Below are 20,929 nucleotides of genomic sequence, written 5' to 3'. Positions count from 1 at the left end.
GCTGAGATCTGGCGGAGTTGGCGAACACGGATCGTCACCTGTTAGGACGGAACAGACGTTTCAACCCCGTCATGGACCACCGTGTCAAACCACCTTTGAGCTCGCTACGGGCCTGGCCTATCCTGACTGGGACGACTGGGGTTAGACGCTACGGCGTAGCGTCTGCATCCTGAATGAATGACTCCGGCAGCTGTCAGAGTCACCGCAGAACTCAACCGCACACGCGAACGAGTCGCTCGTGGATCAGTCAGACAAGCGCTCGGCGCTTCGCCGTAAACCGAGTGCTGTGGCTCCGTGGTCGTGCGCCTTCTGACACGCCAACTAGGCGCCATGCGCAACCCGGTGCCCGGAACACGCCCCCAGGGCTTGGCTGCCGAGCGTGGTTCAGTATCGCTGGCCACTTGGGCGGACCTACTGTAGCGTTCAAGTGGTCGTGAGCCGCTACTTGGCTAGACCGTCTGAACCAAAGTAGGCCGAGAGGATCTCATTGATATCGCTTGGGCTGTCAGTCGTCTGCGATCTAGGTGGTTTTCGTGCTTTCTTGGGCTTTTGAGGAGGCATGGGCGCTCTAGGACCATAGGGATCTTCAATAGTCCCGTCCATGTGAGCGAGGATAGGGTACAGGGAAGAAGGCGTGTCCGCTCTCGGTGGAAGCTCCCATTTGCAGTGCCGCATGACAATTTCGTTCAAGCGGAACGGCTGGATGCGCGGAAATATAGCGTTGAGTTGGACAGCAAGAGCCGCGAGGACCCTGTCCTCATCCGGAGCAACAAAGGTCCACGCTGTCCCCTCAGGGAAATCGTCCAGGCCATCAATGATTCGTAGGGCACCGTCGGGGATGCTCCCGTTCCCGGAAGACTCGCCATAGAGAACGACGCGCGCGCCATGTGCCGTCATACTTGTCCCCCATTCATAGGGTTGATGGCTTGCCTTGTGATCGAGCACGGCACGAAACCGACGCGCCTCCTGCAGCAGCGGGATGCTTATCTCAGGAAGCAGCGCGTGTGTATCGAGCCAAGTCAGGAACTTCTGATTTGACCCGTGCGGCACATCGCCCAGCTCAACTCTGAACCTTGTCAAGACGCTGACGAACGACGAGAGCGTGGCGTAGAAGTTCAAGTAGAAATCTTGTGTGGTCTCATAGAGCGAGACCTGTACCTCGTCTCGGGGTTCTGCATCTGTATCGAGACTAGACGCCGGCGCAAACGCCCGTCGCGCAGTCTCAACGTCGTTTCGCTTCCCAATGAGTCGTCGAAGGGCCTCATCAAGATCAGCCAAAGCTCGCTGTTCTTTGTCTGACACCGTCCAATGTTGCGGTTCGTGCATCCAATAGTCGATGTATCCCAGCCCAATACGAAAGAGGCCCTGCTTCTCGGTCATAGTGCGAGTATGACGCATGCCTCAGACGCCCCCGGCCGGACTGGGGCCGGCTATTGGTGCAATGCTGCAGGTAGCGACCATTTGCCTCCCTCGAGAGCGCCAAATTCTTTAGCGTCGCAATCCTTCGGTCCTGCGATTCTCGTAACTCCGTGCTCAAATAGAAGCTCGCGGTGAGACACATAAATTGATGAAGTAGTCCTCGGATTCGCGTGTACAGCCTTGAAATTAGCCGATTATAGGTTCGCGCCGACGCCGAGCAGGAAGTTAACCCAGGCGACGCCGGCGCCCGCGAGGGCTGCTGCGCCGCAGGCGACCCACAGTCCAACGCGGGCCCGGGAAGCGGTCTGGACGTTGCCGTTCGCGGCGGCGAGCGCCCAGGTGACCCCGCTGATGATCATCATGAGCACGGAGATGATCAGGACGAAGGTCAGCATCGCGCCGACGATGTTCTGGAGTTCTGCTGCGGCGCCGACGGCGCCAAAGTCGGGGAACACGTCCACGTCAGTGCGCCGTTCCGCATCCGGCCGCCGCGATCCCCGCGCCGCCCATGCCCGCGGCGCCGTGCTGAATGAGCCAATCCACGGCATTGACGGCAGGCTGGCTCGCGCCCCCGGGGTGGATCTCGAGGTGCAGGTGTGGGCCGGTGGACTTGCCGGCGGATCCGACATCGCCGATGTGTTGGCCGGCGGCCACGGTGTCACCGGTGGCGACGTGGATGCCGTAGTCGTAGAGGTGGGCGTAGTACGAGGTAACGCGCTGGCCGCCGACCGTGTGCTCGATGGTGATCAGCCCGCCGTAGGTGCCGCGTCGTCCGGCGAAATTGACCACCCCGTCGGCGACCGCAAGGATCGGAGTGCCCAGCGGTGCTGCGAGGTCGCTGCCCGCGTGGAACCTTCGGGTACCGCTGTACGGGTCGATGCGCCACCCGAAGCTATCCGTGTTTGTGTACGTGCCCTCAGGTAGCGGGAACACCACGCGCGCGGTCTCCGCAATGGTCAATCCGGAGCCGGCCGCGCTCGCCGAGGGCGATTGGGTCAGCGCGGCGAGGATCGCGTCCGCCACGGGTTGGTAGTTTTCGTACCGATCGGGATAGGCGCTGACCTCGACGGTCTGCGCGACGGCTCCCGGGTCGAGCGCCTGCCAGCCTGCTATGTCGAGCAGCCCGCGTGGCGAGCCGGCGTTGGGGCCCGATGGTCCGCCGAAGAATGCCTGCGCCTGGTACTCCGGGCTCATGAGTTCGGCAACGGTTCCCCAGCCCGAAACGGGGCGCATTTGGAAAAGGCCCAGGGAGTCGTGATCAGAGCCGATACCGTCGTTCGGGAACGCCGCGGACTCCGGATATGCGCTGGGGTTGGCGAGCATGCGAAGCGTCGATTCCGTGAGGGCGGCCATCAACGCGATGAGCACCCCCGGCCGGCCCACGTCGGCGTGGCGCGTGCCGACCGTCATGATCGTTGCGGCATGGGTTAGCTGGGCCCGATTCAGGGTGATCGATCGGCCGTCTCGGGTTCGGGCGGTCAGTGACTCGGGGATGCTGCCGACGACGAGAGATCCCGATCCGCAGGAGGCCGCGGCAGGATTGGTGAGTGCGGCCACGCCCACCAGACCGACCAGCGGACCAACGAGCACAAGCACGGACACGAGACCGATGAGCTTCTTCATCGTTGAGGTCTCACTCCAGGGGGCGGTCCGGCTGGGACAGCCGCAAGAGCCTGCACGTCTCCTCGGCCGGGCACACGACGAAGACCGTGAACGTCACGCTGCGCTCCGTCCGGAGGGCATCCGTATTCCAGGTGCCGGCTCGATGACGGGTTCCCACCACTGTGAGTGCCGTGGAGTCCTGTGGTATCTGCCCCGGCGCTGCCTGTTCGAGCGCGGTCGCCCATGCCGCGGGCACAGTCACAGACTCGATTTCGATCCATTGCCGAGTGCCGTACGTACTGAGTTGCTGCCACATCGCAGCAGCCGGGAAGTAGTCCCGAACATCGGAGGCCACCGCGGGTGCTTCATCCGTGTCGGCGACGTCGACCACCACCTGCGCCCAGTCGGAGAGGCCCGCTCGGTCCCGCGTGTCCCAATTGAACAGGGCACGGGCGACGCTGCGTGCGAACAGGTCGGGGTCTGTCGTCGCCAGAACAGGCGGCGGCTCGTCGAGGTTGGAGGTGGTCGTCGGTGAAGCGGATGCTGCAGGCGTCGGCCGCGCTTCCTGGCCCGCCTTGTCAGGGCCACGGAGAAGTCCGAACACGCCGATACCGATGAGTACGATCAAGGCGACGCCGCTGCTGACGATCGCGATAACGAGGCGGCGCCGGTGGGCGAAATGCATGGTGATCTCCTCACGGTCAGGGCAGCAGGGTGCCTCATCGGGAAAGTGAGCGTGCCGGCACCAGAGCGACCCGGGGGGAGTCGTCACGCAGGGAGCGCATCCGCTCAGCGAAGGCGATGGTGCCGGTGAGCGTCTCTTCAAACTGCTCCCATTGCTCATCGGTGAGTTCGGCAACGATCTTGGCGTAGTCGTAGTGGAGCCACCATTCGTGCAGGTCGTTCCAGAGGAAGACGAACGAACGCACGGGCAGCTTGGAGTCGTTGGGGACAGCCGCCCTGGTGCGCTTTGCCTTCGTCGCGGTCTTGGCGCGGGAGAGCGCTTCTCTGGCCAGTTGTTCGAGCTCGATCTCGGATCGTGTGTTCTCGACGGCATGCACCCGTGAAACTCCCGCCGACGCCTCTTGGCGGATGCCCGCGGGCTTCTCGGCAGCCGCTGCGAGCTGTTCGAGTTCGGCGAAAGCAAGCTGCGTCTTGATGCGACGGTGCGCAGATGCGACCGAGCCTCCGTTGCCAATGAGGTCGAGCTCAGTCGACGCGAGACGGCGGAGTGCCTCGTCGAGACTTTTATCGGCGACGATGCCCTGCAGGTAGCTGACGCGTTCGAGAGTCGTATATGAGCGTCGCCCGGTCACGAGGAGAGCGGCCTGCGCCCGGGCGTAGCCATTGAGCGACGTCACCGGTGCTGCCACGGTGGCAGCACCGTCTGATCTGGGATTTCCATGCTCGGAACCGAATCGTGAGGCTACTTGACGACGCCGTGCGTCTTCGGCCATGAGCATCTTCACCTCGCGATACAGGGTGGCGGCTTCGGTCGGGCTCAGCGACTTGTGGAGCGCGTTGTCGTCCTGCTCCGCGAGCAGCTGGGCAAGTTGGTCCGAGATGCCGGAGCGCACCCAGACGTTGAGCTTTCGTACCCCGAGCTGCCGAAGAGCGGCCAGGCGACGGACACCGCAAACGAGGGTTCCGTCGGGCGTGACCGTGATCGGCTGGAGGAGGCCCTGCTGTTCGATCGAGGCCGCGAGGGCTTCGATGTCTCCGAGGTCGGTGCGATGGCGCGAACCGATCCGGATGGAGTCGATCGATCGCTCCAGCTCGATGTGACCCGGAGTGCTGGTCATACGAGCACTCGCGGGGCGTTGACGGCAATGTCTGACACGAGGTCGTCGTCGCGGAGGAGCACGCGAAGTGGCTCGCCGATGAGCAAACGCAGCAGGATGCCGCGACCTGCCGCCGTGTGTGCCTGCAGCGGATTGTTGCATCCCAACAGGGTTCGGAGCATGGCCGTCCAGGCGCGCTGTGGAAGATCGAGGAGCGCACGGGCGGCGTAGTCTCGGCGCAGGGACTCGTAGGCGGAGGCGCGCGACGGGGCATCCGCGAGCCGGGCGCAGATGTACTCGACGCCGCATCGGGCGCGATCGGCGGGCCAGTCGAGCAGGGTGAACATCATGATCGCGTCCTCGACCGCCGCCTGCACATCGACCCGTGGTGCTTCCGCGGTCGGCACGGCAGTGGTGCTGAACGCGGGGTGATAGTCCGTCAGGGCGTGCTCCCGATCGCTGAAGCGTTCGGCGTCGTGGAATGCGGAGACCCTGGGCCGGCGCGCCTGATGTACCGAGCACAGGAGCCCTTGGGCGCGTTCCTCCGCGATGCAGGTCACTTGCACTGCTCGCGTCACCATCGCCCACGGGTCATCCGCGCGAAGGGTCGACGGCGCCCGCATTGCATCGTAAGCAGCTGCGGCGGCCTCCCAGGGATCGAGACGGTGTTTTCGCGCCAGCCCGGCGTAGCGCCGGGCCGTGAACTGCATGAGTTCGGACGCCTCGGGGTCCGTGCGCCACCGGGCGCCGCCATCCGCTTGAAGTCTCGCCAGCAGAGTTCGCAGGCCCTCGGAATCGCGGAACGACTTCGAAGCTCTTGGCCCCTGAGCGTGCCAGTCCATCGGCGTACCTCCCGTCAAATAGGTGCGTGTTGCCGTCCTCAACAGGATGCTCATGGTCAGCTCCGCCCGAGCCCGTGCCGCGACATCGGTGGACGCGCGCTCGACTGTCCGAACTCGGAGAGGGGAGGGAGTCGGTCGGCGCGTTCGCGCATCGTCCGCCGGATGGCGGACGGCGCTCGCCGTAGCCGTCGAGCGAGCTCGGTCTGAAAATCGATGCCACGACCAGCGACACGACCGCCGCCGATGCTGAGCAAGTCCGAGGTCCGGACCCATTCAAGGCCGGGTCGGGTGCCGCGCCTCTCGGGCATCGCTACCCGCGGGCGACGTGGATCGGCGATGTCCCCGTGGGCCAATGCCCTGTGAGGCGAGGCCTCCCCATCAAAGTCGATGCTCGGTGCGCGGCGTGACTGCTCGAAGTCGTCTTCGTCCATTTCTATCGCTCTCCCTCACGTTGGTTGTCTGAACAGCAGGAGCGACGACGCTTACCAGCGTCGACACCAGCCCGCCGCATGCTGAGCGGATGGTTCGTCACGCCAGGCATGGTCCGTCGCCTCGTCGGCGTCCTGGGGTTTGGTCGCGCCATTGCTCTCCTGAATGACCGGGGTGCCCTTCGGCAGTACGTCGGTTCGCGGACCTGATCGTGGCGGTGATCTCCATCTCCGGGAGGCCGGCGCTCGCCGCGGCCGGCGCGAGCGCTGCCTCGACGGCTGCGGATGCGAAGCCGGCCTCGGTGAGTCGGCAGGCGGCCCAGAACAGTCCGCTGTTGCGTTCACCTTCCTGCAGCTTGCCCACCCACTGCGCCAGCCGCGTCGGTTCGGGGACGCCTGATGTCCCCGGCCGCCCTGCGGCTCGAGGCGCGTGCGGGTCGATGAGATCACGCAGGGCCACGGCATCCACTGGCTTCGCGCCGGCAGCGGAGAGCATGACGAGGCGATAGCCAATCCGGCCGTTGCTCCTGAGGACGGTCGAGGGAGGCACGATCACATAGCCGCCGGTGCCACGAAAATCGATGTGCGCGGCCGCAGCCTGCCAGCAGCGTTGCGGTCGGGCGGCGGATGCGGGGAAGTAGACGTGCATGCCTCCGGATGGAGTGCGCACCCGGGCAAGATCCCCGTCGACGAGCCCGGCCGTGCTGGCACGCTCGAAAGCGTCGAAGCCAGAAATGGCCTGTGCCACGTCGATGTCGACGACGTCGACACCCGACACGCTTCCGGTGGGCATGCCGACGTTCGCGCCAGGCCAGCGAGCCCACCACGCGGCGACCTGGTCGACGTCGCCGCTGGCGTCGTTGAATCCGGCAGGGGTGAGCGGGCGTTTGCCGCCGCGTACACACGGGAAGATCGGGATGCCGGAACGGGCGAACACGAGGGCGGCGTCCCGTGTTGTGAGTCGGTTCGTGTTCATGAGCACCTCGGCGATATCCATCAGAAGCTCCTGACTGCGAGCCGAGCCGCAGATATCTCGGGTGCAGCCATCCTGGGAGCGGGGAGATCTTGGCCGGGCTTCGCGCGCTCGATCATCAGCGGAGCGTCGGCCCCGATCTGATCGGTCGGCAGCTGGTCGAGGATCGCCACGGCCACCCGACGCACCCGCTCGCCCGTTTCCTGGGCGACCTGAGTTGCGGTCTTGCCCGGCACTGAACTCGCCCACGCGGACACGTACGGGATCGTGTAGTCGCGGGTATCCATGCCGTGGGCGGCGCCGATCATCAGGGCGACCGACTCTGCTTCGACCTCACCGATACCGCGATGCAACACAGGGCCGGCGTCGGGCTTGTGCATCCGAATGTGTGCCAGCTCGTGCGCGAGAGTCTTCGCCTGGGCGGCGGCATCCATGTCAGCGCGCACCGATACCGTTCTGCTTCCGAAGTCGGTGCGTCCGTTTGCTCCGTCGAGTGACGCGGCATCCGCTTTCAGCTGCAGAGTGAAGCCATCGTCGCGTGCCAGCGCTGAGAGCCCATCCCAGAGACCACTGGGCGCCTCGCCTGTGAGCAGCCTCGGGGCGGGGCGTTCCTGGAACGGCTGCCCGGCGGTCTGCGAAACGTCCCAGACGTAAGCCGGCCGGGAACCGACCATCTGCTGGCGCACAACCTCACCGGCGCGAGGTCGCTCATTTCGGTCGAGCCTCCGCCACGACCTCACGTCAGTGGGGGAGAAGGTGGCAAAGCGGGCGGTGACAGGCGCGAAGATCATGTAGCCCTTCCGACCGGCGACCACGTGCCGCCCGAGGGCATTCCACTGCCGGAACCCGGCGACGTAGCTGGGGAGCGCGCTCGCCACCATCCGATTTTCGTGCGCCGCAGAATGCTGCGCCCAGATCAAGAGGGTGTTATTGAAAGACCGAGTGCGAAATCGGGCGGCGAACTCGAGCGCCTGCTTCCACTCATTGCCGGCAACCAGAGCTTCGACAGACGCAACCAGGCGTTCGTGAAGTTCGGCGAGCTTCGTATCTCGCTCGTGCTGCGAGTGCGGTTCCGTAGACATAGTGATCACCTTCCCGAGTGGATGCCACGCGCTCGTGGCTGACAGACAGGTGCGCTCGCCGTGCCGGTGCGCTCGGCGAGGGAAACAGCGTTTGAGCATGCTCAATTTGTGATTCAATCTTGTTTTACCACCGGATTTGAGCATGCGCAACCCTTGCGTTGGTCATGCTCAACGAGTAGATTGGGCACTCTCAACAACCCGCATCCGTTCATCGCCAAGTGGGTGAAAGGTTTCGCATATGACCGAAGTCGAGAACACGACAGCCGCGGAGGATCTCGCGAAGCGCCTCCGCCTGCTGCTCGACGTCGCGGAAGTCGAGACGGGCAGCGAGCCGACGTTCACGCAGATCGCGGCGTTCCTGGAGGAGCGAGGCACGAACCTCTCAAGGTCGAGATGGACATACATGGTGAACGGCCACCGGTACGTACAAGACCCCGCAATTTTCGATGGCCTCGCCACATTCTTCGACGTTGACCCGGCGTTCCTCGCCGGTTCGGCGGCCGCGAAGACCCCGGCCAAGGTAACCGCACAACTCGACTTGGTGCGGGCAATGCGTGCAGCGCGCGTGAAGACATATGCGGCCCGCACTCTCGGGGACATTTCCCCCAACGCGCTTCAGGCGATCAGCAGATTCCTGGATGCGGAGATGTCACAGGACTTACCGGTAGCGCACGAGCCCAGCGACGCAGATAGCGCCACACAGAGGTCCGGAGGGAAGTGACAAGGCAGTGAACAACGAAGTGACCGTGCTGGAGGCCGTCGATCGACTCGCTTTGGGCGAGACCTTTACCTTCGACCAGCTCGTCGGAGCAGTGCAACGCAGCCGGCAGCGCGGATTGCGAATCGTCGAACTCGCGGACCTCGCCGATCACGACGGTTTGTGCGCCGTGTGGCTCATGACGGATAACGAGGATCTGATCCTCCACGCGCGCAGCGATTCCCCACTGCATCGGCAGCAGTTCGTGCTGCACGAGCTAGCCCACATGATCCTCGGCCACGATATCGACGACGATCCCGAGGGTCCAGACTGTCTGCTGCCGGACATCCCGCCGCAGACTCGACGACGGCTGCTCAGGCGCCAAGATCTGGACACCCGCGAGGAAGTCCTCGCGGAGACGCTCGCCGACAATCTTGCCGCGGCGATTCGAGGATCGACCATGCGTTCGTCGCGGTATCTTGAGATCTTCGGATGATCACCGCCCTCGTCTCCGCCCTCATGTGGCTGCTCGTCGCGAGCTTGCTGATCTTGCGGCGGGGTCGAGCCGAGCGCAACATCACCTATGCGGCCCTGACGATCGCGATCGCCATGACCCTGAATGCCGATGCGCCGTATCAGGTGCTCGACAGTCTTGCCGGCGGTACAAATCTGGTGACGCTTGCTGCGGACGGTGCGTTGATGATCGGTGTCTTCTTCCTGGGACGCGGAGTGCTGAAAGCGTCCGAGCATCAACCACGGTCCGTCCGGCTTGCTCTGAGCCGTTCCGCGCTCGTGGCCGCACTGGTCGGTGTGGTCGTCGCGTTCTTCTTCATTGATCGTGGCGCCACCACGACCACCTTCATGCTCGACCTCGGTGAGCAACCTGCCGCGGCCGCCTACTCGATCATCCAATTCGCATATTACGGGCTCGTCCTCTCCGCGATGGGCGTACTCGCTGCGCGGCAGCTCCGGAGCAGCACGGGCGCCCAGCGGTTGCCACCGGCATCCTTGTGCCTCGGAAGCATCTTCGGGGTTCTGCTGAGCGTTGTCGTCATCAGCATGGATGTCGCCCATGTGGTCGGAAATCTTCACCTCATGGCGACAGCCGCTGTCGCATATGAACCGCTACTCCTGTTGACGTTCTTGCTCCTCGTCCTCGGGTTCGCCGGCCAGCCCGCCGCCCGCACCGTCCGGGCGCGATCTCGCGCACGGAAGACCCGGACGCTCGTCGATGAACTCAACCCAATCTGGGCTGAAGCGACCAAGGCGCGACCGGGAATCAGCCAGAACGAGATGATTTCGTTCCATACGGATGATCCAGAGACGCTGCTCCATCGCCAAGTCGTCGAGATTCGAGACGCGATGATCGACACGCGGGTGTCCTTCGAGGTGACTGAAGAGAACAGGGAACTCGTCGAGCGAGCCGAGCGACATCTGCTCGGACCCGGGCCGAGCGACACGGTACCCGTCGTGTCTCGGGCGGCCACCCGGCAGCGGCAATGAGAGCCGATTGGGTGGCAGCCGGAGCGGTGGCCGCCGCTGGCGCGGCGCTCGGGGGACTCGGCTTGGTGATCGCAAGACGCCTGACTGCGCCAGTAAGTCGGCGAAGGTACGACCTCCTGATTCGAGGCGTGGACAACTCAGGGGAGCGACCCGTCGTCATTCTTGATCGGACGCAGCACACCGCCGCACCCGGCGACTACTGCATCATCCTCGAGAACGGCGAGTTGGTTCGGCTGTCCCGCGACGTCGAGAACCGCGGGCCGCGTCTCGTTGGCCGCGAGGTCGTGGGGGAGTCCTGGCAAGGCCTAAGCGCTGGTCAACGAGCATCCTGGAGCGGCATCTACTTCTCGAGCCCAGCGGATGCCGGACTTCAGTCAACCGATGTTGTCGTGCCAACGGCTGTCGGCCCGGCTCCCGCATGGCTCATCGCTCCTCGCGGCGAACCGTCGACCACGTGGGCCATCCACATTCATGGTCTCGGAAGCACGCGCGCTGGAACACTTCGGGGCGCTCAAGTCGCCTCGGAAGCCGGTTTGACGTCACTCGTCGTGACGTATCGGAACGACGGTGAAGGCCCCAAGGTCGGAACCGGACGATCTGAGCTCGGTGCCGCCGAGGCCCACGACGTGCGCGCGGCCGTGGCCTACGCCCGCGAGCACGGCGCACGCAACGTCATCCTCTTCGGCTGGTCGATGGGCGCGGCCATCGCACTGCAGCTCGCCGCAGAGCCCGAGCTTCACGGCATTGTCACCGGCCTCGTGCTCGATTCACCCATCCTCGACTGGGTCGCGACAATCAAGGCGAACTGCGCGAGGTCGGGCCTACCTCCCCGGACCGGCGCGCTCGCCCTGCCCTGGCTCGACATCCGGCCGCTGGCGCGACTGACCGGTCTCGCCAACCGCGTCGGTCTGCGCCGCTTCGATTGGATCGCTCACGCACGTGAGCTGATCATGCCGACACTCATCCTTCACGGCACTCTTGACACATCATCGCCGTTCGTGCTCTCTACCGGCCTACGAGCGCTGCGCCCGAACATCGTGACCCTCAAAGCATTCGCGGCAGATCACACGATGAGCTGGAACTCGGATCCCGAGCGCTGGCGGGCAGTCGTCTCGGCGCAGCTGGCATTCCTCGCAGCGAAACGGTGAGGCCGGTCCGCATACGGAGTGCTGTAATCCGGCCCGGAGCGGACTGTTCAAACTAAGCCGCGTTGCGCTCGTCTCGGTAGATCGCGCGGCCAATGATGGCGATGATCCTGGTGAGCTTGTCGTCGCTCGTGAGAGCCTCGGCAACCACGGACATGAAGTTGGTGCCCGACGAAGCGATTGCGTTTGTCACCGGGCTTCCCCGCATATGAAGCAGTTCCGGCGACTCGGCGTGGTTCTGTGTCATCCGGCGGTGCGGCGGTGCGGCGGTGCCCCGGTCGACCAACTCCGAATTGGCGCCTACGATCTGAGCATGGGCGGTAACTCAACGATCGACGTAGCACTGGCCCGAAGGCCGTGGTCAGAAGTGAGTGGGCCGACACTACTGCGCGCAGTAGGAGCTCTTCAAGTAATTTCGCAAAATCAGTCTTTCGCCTTGAAGTTGCACGCCCTGGCTTCTGTCGCCGTCAACCTCCCAGAGCGACAGAACGGGCGACCGATAACAGCTTCAATGTTGAGGGGCATGCTCAAGGATCCTCTGCTGCAGGATCCGGATGGCAACGGGCGGTTCCTTCTGACTGATCTCTTTTGCAGCGAAGTCGAACTTGCAAGGATGCCGTATCGAGTCATCGCAGGATCTGCAGACTCTTCACACGCCAAAGCGCAAGCGCTCGTCCAAGCAGTCATAACGAAGACGGGATCGACGCTTCCTGCCGAGTTCGCCCGCCACGCCTACAGGCTAGCTATGACTATTTTTGGCATTAGCGAAGAAATGTGTCGGCGTGCTGGTGTCGAACGAACACGTCCACCACTTCCGTCCCCGCCTGAGCGAGTGGAAGTGCCGGCAACGTCACGCATCCGCGACCTCGAGCATTGCGTGCAGTTTCGTATCACTGAACTTCCAAGCGGTACCCTTGAGCTCATTCGGCCAATGTGCACGACCGCGGATGAACGAGTGGATATCTATCCAAGCGAGACTTGGGAGACTCTCGCCGTGAAGCCGTTCCATCTATCCGATGAATATCTGACCATTTCTTGCCCAGGTGAGCTAGCTGGGGCTTTGATGTGCGAGCTGCAACGACTCGCCGTCGAATCAGATTGTCTTGAGGAACTGGGACGAGTTCACCAACGCTACCTTGCCCTTCATCTCGGGCGTACCGCCGGATTGAGCGATCTGGAGGTCGAAGCACCTGTCGAGCTCGTAGACGCGGCGGTGTCCCTTGTGACAGCACGAATCCAAGGACAAAGAATTGTCTTCGCAGTGGTGGCCGACACCTACAAGGATTATTCCGTCCATGATCCTTTCGGAATGTGGCTGTCGACGGATGGTCTCGAGGCGATCGAAGCGGCGCTCCAAGGTGATGGCGAAGATGTCCCCGTTGTAGTTCTGACCGCTGGCACGACTACCCGCGGTTACATGGGGCTCTTGCCCGCCGCCGACGGCGCTCACTGGCTGATGCTCGACCCTCACAATTTGGCCATGCTGCTTAAGCTTGTCTGGAATAACGACCCCTGGGAGCTCGTACGCTTCGCTCGAGCGTCGACTGCTCTCGCCAGAACTTCCAGGGTGATTTCCGAGAGCACCCTTGGCGAGTATGGCCTCTACAGAGACAATTCAGACAGCTTCTATCTTGGCGACGAGGTCCTTCCCTCCGCGATCATGGTGGCCGGCGATTACGACCTGTCCATGAGATCAGAGTTGAGGGTGCGACTCGACGAGCACCTAGTCCCGACCGCACAAGGAACTCTTACGTCAATCTCCCTTTCAGGCACGGATTACGCCCCCGTCTATGTGCTCCTGGGCGACAGCGTGCGGTCCTTGTCTGTAGAGCTTCCGAACATCTTCATACGGATACGCGCCGGGCAGATGCAGGGGAATCACTCCCATGCCTTTTTAGAGGGGGTGGCGTATTGGCTTTGGCAGGTTTTTGCCGAGGCGGCCGTTGAAGTTCCCGGGGGTCGGGAACTACGGGTGCTACTTGACATCGAAGACGGAACGGGAAGTGCAATCACCGTGGTCAGACAGGGGGTCGTCCAGTTTGGGATCACTATCCGACCCGATGTTGCCTTTGCGTCGTTACCCGACAGCAACACTTTTGACCGCATCGTCGTGGATGCAATCCTGCGCTCGATTGTGAAGCCCCTCTCGGGTCACGATATTCACTGCGATCGGTTGCTGGAGGAGATTGCACCCTTGGGGAACAAGAAGATGTTCCTGGTCGGGTCGGCTTCGATCTCGCAACTTTACGATCCAAAGTTGGCCAGGCACTCGAGACTGATCGCGAAGTCGGTTTTCTCAGCCGTTCTCGATGATTTGGGAATGAGGCTTTTCGGAGCCCTTGCGTTCGAGGTGGGAGAAATCCCTGACGAGCGGACTGGCGAGGTGCTGAACAAGTCGGTCGCTCTCATGTTCGAGCGCCTCGCCGGCCTCTGCAGCAGTTTCAATGGGGGCGCTATGTTGACACGGCTCATCGCCCAATCGGAAGGTTTGGAGGTGGCTGGTCGACTCGATGGAATCCGTCGGATGACGCGAATCGCATGTTATGGGGAGCAGCATTACCCGGCTACTTTGCTTCGCGAGGAGCAGAGTCGGCGAGTCGAGACCTCCATAGCCGTGCGTTTCCTGATCGAGTATGTGAGCGCCATAGAGGCGAACGGGAACAAGGTCCCGTCTGATGATGATCATGACACGATGTGTGCTTTGGCCGTCGAGATAACGACCATGGGCATGCTTTCGGACGCTCGTCACTACGGGCTTTCGGCCGTGAAAGTTAGCAAGCTCGGTTCCGGACGGCTTGGCACATCGCGAGACGATCGTTTCGCAACTGGTTTGATCTCCCACAGTGAGCTTGAGATCTCACGCGAATTGAGAGGTGAACCCGACGCAAGTGATGCAGATGACGACTGGAACTTCACAAGAATGGAAGACGCAGCATTCACTGCTGAGTATGGCTTCACGGTTCAAGAAATTCAGATCGGCCTCGTGGCGCTCTACGAGGAGCTATCCGCTGACAAAGTGTCTGGTGTGGTGGAGATCACAAGGCAGATCGCTCACCAGCTTGTTGCACGCCGTACAGGCTGGCCGATCAGTCGCGCGGTGGAGCTCGTGGAGCTGTTCTCGCTCGGGCCGTCGACATCGTTTGTGCTCGGTCCTGACACGGCACCTTGGCGGTTTGGGCGCTCGCGCTCGTATCTTCGGAGGCCGATCGTGGTGACAGGTTCGGGCGCTTCAGCAGTCCTGAGATGGGGTCAGGGGCGCTTGTTGGCGGCCTTAATGGACTTGGTTTCGCTTTACCGAACTGGGCGTCTGAAGGCGTCGTCAAAAGAGATGGCGGCGCTTCTCGGCTCCGTTCGTCAAGAGAAGAACAACGCATTCGAAAAGAAGGTGGCCGCGCGTTTCCGCGCTCAAGGATTCGACGATGTGCGAGAGCGAGTTCGGGAACTGGGCGGGAGAAAATTGGTGAGTGCAAAGGGTGACGACCTTGGCGATATAGACGTTCTCGTTGTCGATGCGGCGCGCCGAAAAGTGTTGGTGGTCGAGGCAAAGGACTTTGAGACTGCCCGCACGCCCATAGAAATGAGCCGGGAGATGACCAAGCTGCGGGATGACGCCGTACGTAAAAACCATCGTCGGGCCGAATGGGTGAGGGAGAATATCGAAACTCTATTTCCCCGCGGGCTCAATTCGAGACAGCCTTGGGTCGTCAAGGAGGTCGTTGTGACCAGTCGCCGGTCAATGGCAATGGCCACGGGCAATGGACACGAGGCTGTTCTGTCCGTCCACGATCTTTAGAGGCTATTCTGACCTAGGCTCAAGGCACTCGTGACGGGCTAGGAGAGCCAGGATGGCTGGGCCGTGCCAGCAGAGACATCCATTCCTCGAGCGTCGGCCTGTTCCGTAGGCAGGACACAGGGTCGAACGCGAACGTCACGCGCGCGGTCACTTGGGCCGGCTGCCCGCGGCAGGCGGCCCACATTGAACTCAGTCCCACGCCTCTTGCAGATCGAGGCCGAAGATGACGAATCGCGTTGGATGCGATCTCGTCATTGTTGTTGGCTGACTTGCTAGGTGCGTTCTTCCGCGGAATCACGGACTCCGAAAAGCGCGTCGAGTGGGGGCGTCGGTGCCTGGTCTGGGGTCGCTTTGTGTCTTCGGTTGCTGATGGCTGTTAGCGGCCATGCCAGTTCGGATTGGCCATTGACACGCCCAGGTGCGGCCGCGTCCCGAGAGGTTGACGGCGCTCAGCGAAATTCCCCAGTCTTGCTCGTCGAAGTTCCCCGGGTCGCGGGGTTAGATTAGCGGAAGTTTGTGCCGGTTGTCACGCGGCGCAGCTCGTCGGATGCGGCGGCGTGGTTGCGGAGCCGGTAGGAGGCTCCGTCGAGGGTGACGACGACGGATCGGTGCAGGAGCCGGTCGAGCATCGCGGCGGCGACGGTGGTGTCGCCGAGGATCTCGCCCCAGGCGCCGACGGGCCGGTTCGTGGTGATCACGATCGACGTTTTCAGGTAGCGCTGGTTGATGACCTGAAACAGCGCGGACGCGGCCTCGGCAGGCAGCGGAAGATAGCCCAGCTCGTCGATCACGAGCAGGGTCGGGACGGCGAAGAACCGCATCATCGTGCCCCACTTCCCCTCGATCGCGGCGCGGTGGCAGCGGGCGGCGAGGTCGGCGGCGGAGGTGAAGTAGGTGCGGTAGCCGGCCGTCACGGCCGCATGGCCAAGACTCGTCGCGATGTGGGTTTTCCCGACCCCGGGCGGTCCGATCAGCAGCACGTTGGTCGCGGTCTCGAGGTCACGGCAGGTGCCCAGCTCGGCGAGTAGGTTGCGGTCGATGCCTGCGGCGGCGTCGAGGTCGAAGTCCTCCAGGGTGGCGCCGGTAGGCAGGTTCGCGAAGCGGAACCGCCCCGAGAGGCGGCGGGCGTCGGTCGCGGTGACCTCGATGGAGAGCAGGCGCTCGAGGGCGTGGGTGAGGCTCCATCCCTCGGCTTGGGCCTGGTCCAGGACGCTCGGCAGGGCGTCGGCGGCATCGGCGAGCTTGAGCTCGGTGAGGTGGCCGCGCAGCTGCTGATAGACGCTCGCCGGCGTCGACGCGGTCACGGACGTCGCGGGCGTGACGGTGAGTGGTGTGTTCATCGGAGGGTGTTCCTGTTCTTCGCAGCCTGCTCGTAGGCGGCCAGGCTGATCACGGTGGTGGGTTCGGTGGCGCCGGTCAGAGCCATCACGGCGCGGCGGGCCGCGGTGGATGCGTTCCTTCTTCCGGTGCGGTCGGCCAGGAGCCGCGGCGGCCATCGCGATGGTCTCGAGTGCGGTGACGTGTCCGCTGTCGCGGATCGTGACCCCGAGGCCCGCTTCAGCGACGGTGCGCCGGGCGATGACCACCCCGGAAACGGTCGCAATGTCGATGGTCGTCGCGCCCAGGCGTTGGTGAACGATCACGCGCGCCGCGGCCGGTTCCGGCGGGACCGAGTAGCGATTCCCGCGCCAATCGATCAACGCCTGCCGGGTCGCGGTGCGCTGCTCGGTCACGACCACCGGGAACAGTGTCGGCGGCAACGGTCGGAGCCGTTCCGCGCTGAACATGACCGCGGCCGTCGTCGACCCGTCTCGCCCCCTCGCGACGCCGGTCTTCCTAGCTCCTCGCGAACGCGGTGAGGCGTTGCTGGGCCTGCACGAGGGTGACGTCGTCGGGAAGGTTGCGCCACCAGCGTTGCGCTGCGGTGTGGTTGTTCTTCTCGACGACGCCCTTGCGGTTGCCCGACCGGGGCCGGCAAGCGACGACGCTCACGGCGTGGTGCTTGGAGAACGCGGCGAACATCGGCGTCAGATCACCGGTTCCGGCCTTCAGCACCGTGCTCATCCGGTCGAACCGCCAGGTCTTCGTCACCCCGCCCAGCAGCCCAAGCAGGACCGTCATCGCCGCGAGCAGATGCGGCAGATCCATCGACGGGGAGATCACCGCCCGACACACCCCCGAGTGCGCCAGCGACCCGACGAGAACATAGGCGCGTTTGGTGGGGAACGCCCAGTCGCCGGGTGCGTCGGGCAGCTCGACCCAGTCGAACTGAGTCTCCTCGCCCGGCGGGTGCTCGATGATCGCGTTGAGCCGCTTCGTCACGTGCGCGCAGGCCGTGCAGGCCAGCCGCAACCGGCGGTCCCGGATCTGGCGGGTCAAGGTCTGATACGACCCCGTGAAGCCCAGCGGGACGAGCTCGTCCAGCACCGTCGCCGCCCAGAGATGCGGGTCCTCGGTGAGCCTGGCCGTGACGTAGTCGATGAACGCGTCGAACGGGTCCGGGGCAGCTCGTTGACGCACTCCCGGTGTGCGCTGCCCGGCCAGATAAGCCCGGATTGTCTTGCGGTCGTGATCGGTGCGGCGGGCGATCTCACTGATCGTCATCCCTTGCCGTTTGAGCGCGTGGATGTCCACGTCGTCCTCCTCTGAAAGCATAGGAGTAGGGCCTTTCTTGGAGCTGGAGTGTGGTCGCAAACCACCAGCATCGAGAAAGGCCCGCTTCTATGCGCGGAAGCGACCCGGAGTGGGGAATTTCAGTGAGCAGAACTGGGGAATTTCAGTGAGCGCCGTCAAGGTCACCGGTACGGTGGTTATCGCCCGCTGCAGCCTGCCGAGTCCGTACCCGAGCGGGTCGTCCGGCCGCAGGAAAAGTTCGACGATGTGGTTGAGATCCGCCGGACCAACCCGCAGATTCTCTATCGCGGGCGGATCTTTAAAGGTGCCAACGAATCTGGTGGGCACGTATCAGCTGGTGACCAGCGAGGCCGAATTCACGCTCGACATGACCGACGGGACGGTTCAGTCTCCCTTCTTTCCGCTACCCGTGCGCGCGTGGCCTCCAGCAAGCGATTGTTGCCAGACGTGACCCAGTTCCCGCTGATGATCGACCTGCTCAGCGCCCCGCCACGCCGCCCTCGCCTGGTTCCATCCCACCATCCGTCGTCGCTGACCTACTTACCCTGCCCGCGAGCGACCGCCGCATCGTCGATAAGTGCCTTGGTTTTACTGCGACCGCCCCACCCAGTGAGGGCCCTCCGCCTCATCGACGAGTCCGAGAACACAGACATCAAAGCCTTGAGGCCCAAGGAACGGCGGCAACTGACCTCCACGTGTGGCTGGCCGACCGGCTCATACGGGACCTAGTCTTGGCCCGCGACGGTTCCGTCGCGAATGAGCATCAGCCGCAAAGTGCGGGCCGTCTCCATGTGCGAGCGCGCGATCCTGCGCGCGTCCTCCACCTGGCGATCGGCGATCGCCTTAACCAGGGTGGCGTGCTCGTCCAACGCCTCGGACCATCGCCCCGCAACCGACAGCGTGGAATGCGGGGAGTGAATGAGATGCGTCGACAGGCGATCAAGCAGATCTTCCAGCACCGCGTTATGTGTGGCAGCCCACACCGCCGCATGAAAGGTGAGGTTTGCCCTCGTGCGCAGCTGGTCATCGGGCTCCACAAGCGATCGGTCCCGCTCTACGAGGGCTTCCAGCCTAATCACATCGGCGGAACTCCGACCTGCGGCCGCCTGACCGGCGGCCTCCTCCTCAAGCATCACTCTCAAATCGTAAATCTGGATGACCTCCTGCGGGTCAACGCGTGGCACCTGCAGCCCCCGGACACCGCGCTCCAAGAGCCTCTCCTGCTGCAGTCGGGTCAGGGCCTCCCGAACCGGCGTGCGTGAGACCCCGAAGCGGGAGGCGAGGACCGTCTCCCGCATTGCGGTGCCGGGCGCGTGCACGCCTTCAAGAATTTCCGATCTCAGCACACGAAAGATTTCATCGCCGTCGACACGTCGACCTTCATGCACGACTTGTTGCATTGTGATTCTCCTGGCTTTAGACGAGAGACCGCTGCGGGCACAGGAGCGCGGCGGGGCCGACCCGGCCCTCCCCACTCTAGATCGCGCCCGCTATGCCAGCGACCCGGCCCGACGACCAAACACCATCCCCGCGGCAAGTCCGGAGCCCCCCGGATAGTTTTCGCTAAAGAGGCCACCCAGCATTTCTCCACAGACGTAGAGGCCTGGCAGGTGCTCGCCTGCAGTGTCTAGAACCCGTCCGTGGGGGTCGGATTTCAGCCCACCAAACGTGAAGGTTATTCCGCAGGTCACGGCGAAAGCATAGAACGGGCCTTGTTCCAAGGGAGCCGCCCAGTTGCTCTTAGGCGGTGTCACGTTCGCCCGGCGTCCGTCCTTTACGGTGGGGTCCCACAAAATGCTCTGGTCGATGGACGCGTTGAAGACATGCACCGTTTCTACGAGGCTGTCAACATCGACGCCGATCTTTTCGCCGAGTTCCTCCATCGTCTCAGCACTCTGCACCGAGATGCCGGGCATGTCATACTCTTCGGCCCGCAGCAGCGCCCGGTGCTCGGCGTCAAAGACCTGGTATGCAATGGAACCGGACTGCTTCAAGATCTCCTTGCCGTACTTGGCATAGGTGTAGTTGCGGTAGTCCGCTCCCTCATCCAGGAACCGCTCGCCCTCCCGGTTGACGATTATCCCCAGTGGGTACCCGCCCCGCGTCAGCCTGTTGGTCAGTTCACGATTGCTCTCATTCTGGTCCGTGAAGGCATCCCACTGCACGCTGTGGCAGGTGCTCCAGTCCCCACCCGGAATCGCCCCGAGGTTCAGAGCCGCTTCGAGCACAGCGCCGTCGTTGTATGGGGTGCCGCGCACTTTGGCATGCTCCCAACCGGGGCCGAGGTATTTGCCCCGCAGCTCGGCGTTCGTCTCGAATCCCCCGGCGGCGAGCACGACGGACGCGCTGTTAATCTCCCCCGTGCTCGCGTCCGTATCGCTGTAAGTCACGCCGGTGATTGCGCCGTCTGAGGACAAGAGTCCGGTCACGGTGACCCCGTACCGTACGTCAACACCAAGCCTGGCAGCAACGGCAGTGTGGTCGGCCATCAATCCTTCGCCGCCGCCGACATTGCCCACATGCAGCCCTCCCCAGAACAGGAAGGACCCGTCCGGACGCTCATACGCCTGACGCTCATACATGAGCCGGTATTTCAACCCGAGCTGGCTCAACCATCGCAATGTCGGCCCGCTCTCCTGCGTGAGAACGCGGGTCAAATCGGGGTCGTTCTTGCCGTTCGTCACTTTTACCAGGTCGGCCGTGTACTCCTCTGGCGAATAGGCGGGGACCTCCGTCACGCCGTGGCGGGCATCCGCCTCGATGAAGTCGGCGATGTCGTCGAACCCGCCGTGGCTGATCCGGGTGGCGCCAGCGGTGTAGAAGCTGTTCCCGCCGGACATGTCAGGGGTGCCGCGTTCCAAAAGGAGAACGGACCTGCCGCGCAAGGCCGCCGCGTGGGCGGCAGAGAAGCCCGCGTTGCCCCCGCCGACGACGATGACGTCGACGTGTGAGGGCAGGGCCGGACTCGGTGCGATGTCGTGAGCTGTTGACGCGTTCATATGACTCCCAGTTGTTTTATGTATCCCATTG

18 protein-coding genes and 3 pseudogenes are annotated in these 20,929 nt (G+C 63.6%); 7 read left to right on the top strand and 14 right to left on the bottom strand.

Going from position 1 to position 20,929, the window contains the following annotated elements:
- Positions 1-441 precede the first annotated feature (441 nt).
- The 8 genes from AC1MB9_RS07605 to AC1MB9_RS07570 form a co-directional block, all read right to left on the bottom strand.
- Positions 442-1,380 (bottom strand): hypothetical protein, encoded by a 939-nt coding sequence (locus tag AC1MB9_RS07605; protein ID WP_479964405.1) that lies wholly within the window; start codon positions 1,378-1,380, stop codon positions 442-444.
- 233 nt (positions 1,381-1,613) lie between these two features.
- Positions 1,614-1,880 (bottom strand): DUF6112 family protein, encoded by a 267-nt coding sequence (locus AC1MB9_RS07600; RefSeq protein ID WP_479964404.1) that lies wholly within the window; start codon positions 1,878-1,880, stop codon positions 1,614-1,616.
- 1 nt (position 1,881) lies between these two features.
- Positions 1,882-3,042: a M23 family metallopeptidase gene (locus AC1MB9_RS07595; protein ID WP_479964403.1), complete on the bottom strand. Its 1,161-nt coding sequence runs from the start codon at positions 3,040-3,042 to the stop codon at positions 1,882-1,884.
- Positions 3,043-3,052: 10 nt separating this feature from the next.
- Positions 3,053-3,706, bottom strand: a complete 654-nt coding sequence (locus tag AC1MB9_RS07590) for a hypothetical protein (protein ID WP_479964402.1) — start codon at positions 3,704-3,706, stop codon at positions 3,053-3,055.
- Positions 3,707-3,740: 34 nt separating this feature from the next.
- Positions 3,741-4,823: a ParB N-terminal domain-containing protein gene (locus AC1MB9_RS07585; RefSeq protein WP_479964401.1), complete on the bottom strand. Its 1,083-nt coding sequence runs from the start codon at positions 4,821-4,823 to the stop codon at positions 3,741-3,743.
- The gene (locus tag AC1MB9_RS07580) at positions 4,820-5,644 is read right to left on the bottom strand and encodes a hypothetical protein (RefSeq protein WP_479964600.1); all 825 of its coding nucleotides are present in this window, start codon (positions 5,642-5,644) and stop codon (positions 4,820-4,822) included. The genes AC1MB9_RS07585 and AC1MB9_RS07580 overlap by 4 nt, the downstream gene beginning before the upstream one ends.
- 528 nt (positions 5,645-6,172) lie before the next feature.
- On the bottom strand, positions 6,173-7,069 hold the full coding sequence (locus tag AC1MB9_RS07575; protein ID WP_479964400.1) for a bifunctional DNA primase/polymerase: 897 nt from the start codon (positions 7,067-7,069) through the stop codon (positions 6,173-6,175).
- Complete coding sequence (locus tag AC1MB9_RS07570; RefSeq protein WP_479964399.1) at positions 7,069-8,127, bottom strand: ArdC-like ssDNA-binding domain-containing protein; 1,059 nt, start codon at positions 8,125-8,127, stop codon at positions 7,069-7,071. The genes AC1MB9_RS07575 and AC1MB9_RS07570 overlap by 1 nt, the downstream gene beginning before the upstream one ends.
- Before the next feature lie 238 nt (positions 8,128-8,365).
- Between AC1MB9_RS07570 and AC1MB9_RS07565 the strand changes: the two genes are divergently transcribed.
- The 4 genes from AC1MB9_RS07565 to AC1MB9_RS07550 all read left to right on the top strand — a co-directional run bounded on the left by AC1MB9_RS07565 (position 8,366) and on the right by AC1MB9_RS07550 (position 11,475).
- Complete coding sequence (locus tag AC1MB9_RS07565) at positions 8,366-8,848, top strand: hypothetical protein (protein WP_479964398.1); 483 nt, start codon at positions 8,366-8,368, stop codon at positions 8,846-8,848.
- Between the two features lie 7 nt (positions 8,849-8,855).
- Positions 8,856-9,320 (top strand): hypothetical protein, encoded by a 465-nt coding sequence (locus tag AC1MB9_RS07560; protein ID WP_479964397.1) that lies wholly within the window; start codon positions 8,856-8,858, stop codon positions 9,318-9,320.
- Positions 9,317-10,327, top strand: coding sequence for a DUF6545 domain-containing protein (locus tag AC1MB9_RS07555; protein ID WP_479964396.1), 1,011 nt, complete (start codon positions 9,317-9,319; stop codon positions 10,325-10,327). The genes AC1MB9_RS07560 and AC1MB9_RS07555 overlap by 4 nt, the downstream gene beginning before the upstream one ends.
- 128 nt (positions 10,328-10,455) lie before the next feature.
- Complete coding sequence (locus AC1MB9_RS07550; RefSeq protein ID WP_479964395.1) at positions 10,456-11,475, top strand: alpha/beta hydrolase family protein; 1,020 nt, start codon at positions 10,456-10,458, stop codon at positions 11,473-11,475.
- Positions 11,476-11,527: 52 nt separating this feature from the next.
- Here AC1MB9_RS07550 and AC1MB9_RS07545 read toward each other — a convergent pair whose 3' ends face one another.
- The gene (locus AC1MB9_RS07545; RefSeq protein WP_479964394.1) at positions 11,528-11,665 is read right to left on the bottom strand and encodes a hypothetical protein; all 138 of its coding nucleotides are present in this window, start codon (positions 11,663-11,665) and stop codon (positions 11,528-11,530) included.
- A 330-nt stretch (positions 11,666-11,995) separates the two neighbouring features.
- Between AC1MB9_RS07545 and AC1MB9_RS07540 the strand changes: the two genes are divergently transcribed.
- A complete protein-coding gene (locus AC1MB9_RS07540; RefSeq protein WP_479964393.1) occupies positions 11,996-15,265 on the top strand; it encodes a hypothetical protein in 3,270 nt (1,089 codons plus the stop codon).
- A gap of 503 nt (positions 15,266-15,768) precedes the next feature.
- On the opposite strand, the gene istB is transcribed toward AC1MB9_RS07540, so the two are convergent.
- The 3 genes and pseudogenes from istB to AC1MB9_RS07525 form a co-directional block, all read right to left on the bottom strand.
- Entirely contained in the window at positions 15,769-16,605 is an 837-nt protein-coding gene (istB, locus tag AC1MB9_RS07535; RefSeq protein WP_479964599.1) for an IS21-like element helper ATPase IstB, read from the bottom strand.
- A gap of 288 nt (positions 16,606-16,893) precedes the next feature.
- A pseudogene (locus AC1MB9_RS07530) lies at positions 16,894-17,052 on the bottom strand (Mu transposase domain-containing protein); the annotation flags it as partial.
- A gap of 49 nt (positions 17,053-17,101) precedes the next feature.
- Entirely contained in the window at positions 17,102-17,920 is an 819-nt protein-coding gene (locus AC1MB9_RS07525) for a transposase (RefSeq protein ID WP_479964392.1), read from the bottom strand.
- A gap of 219 nt (positions 17,921-18,139) precedes the next feature.
- Here AC1MB9_RS07525 and AC1MB9_RS07520 point away from each other — a divergent pair.
- Positions 18,140-18,314, top strand: a pseudogene (locus AC1MB9_RS07520) (IS481-like element ISAar22 family transposase); the annotation flags it as partial.
- Positions 18,275-18,477, top strand: a pseudogene (locus AC1MB9_RS07515) (IS1634 family transposase); the annotation flags it as partial. The pseudogenes AC1MB9_RS07520 and AC1MB9_RS07515, both read left to right, overlap by 40 nt.
- Positions 18,478-18,624: 147 nt before the next feature.
- On the opposite strand, the gene AC1MB9_RS07510 reads toward AC1MB9_RS07515, so the two are convergent.
- Both AC1MB9_RS07510 and tcuA read right to left on the bottom strand, forming a co-directional pair.
- The gene (locus tag AC1MB9_RS07510) at positions 18,625-19,299 is read right to left on the bottom strand and encodes a GntR family transcriptional regulator (RefSeq protein WP_479964391.1); all 675 of its coding nucleotides are present in this window, start codon (positions 19,297-19,299) and stop codon (positions 18,625-18,627) included.
- Between the two features lie 90 nt (positions 19,300-19,389).
- Positions 19,390-20,898 carry an FAD-dependent tricarballylate dehydrogenase TcuA gene (gene tcuA / locus AC1MB9_RS07505; RefSeq protein ID WP_479964390.1) on the bottom strand — a complete coding sequence of 503 codons (1,509 nt, stop codon included), beginning with the start codon at positions 20,896-20,898 and terminating at the stop codon, positions 19,390-19,392.
- Positions 20,899-20,929: the final 31 nt, after the last annotated feature.

The sequence above is a fragment of the Cryobacterium sp. AP27 genome (genome assembly GCF_056680495.1).
The sequence above is the reverse complement of the archived record's forward strand: the minus strand, read 5'-3'. Positions and strand labels throughout refer to the sequence as shown.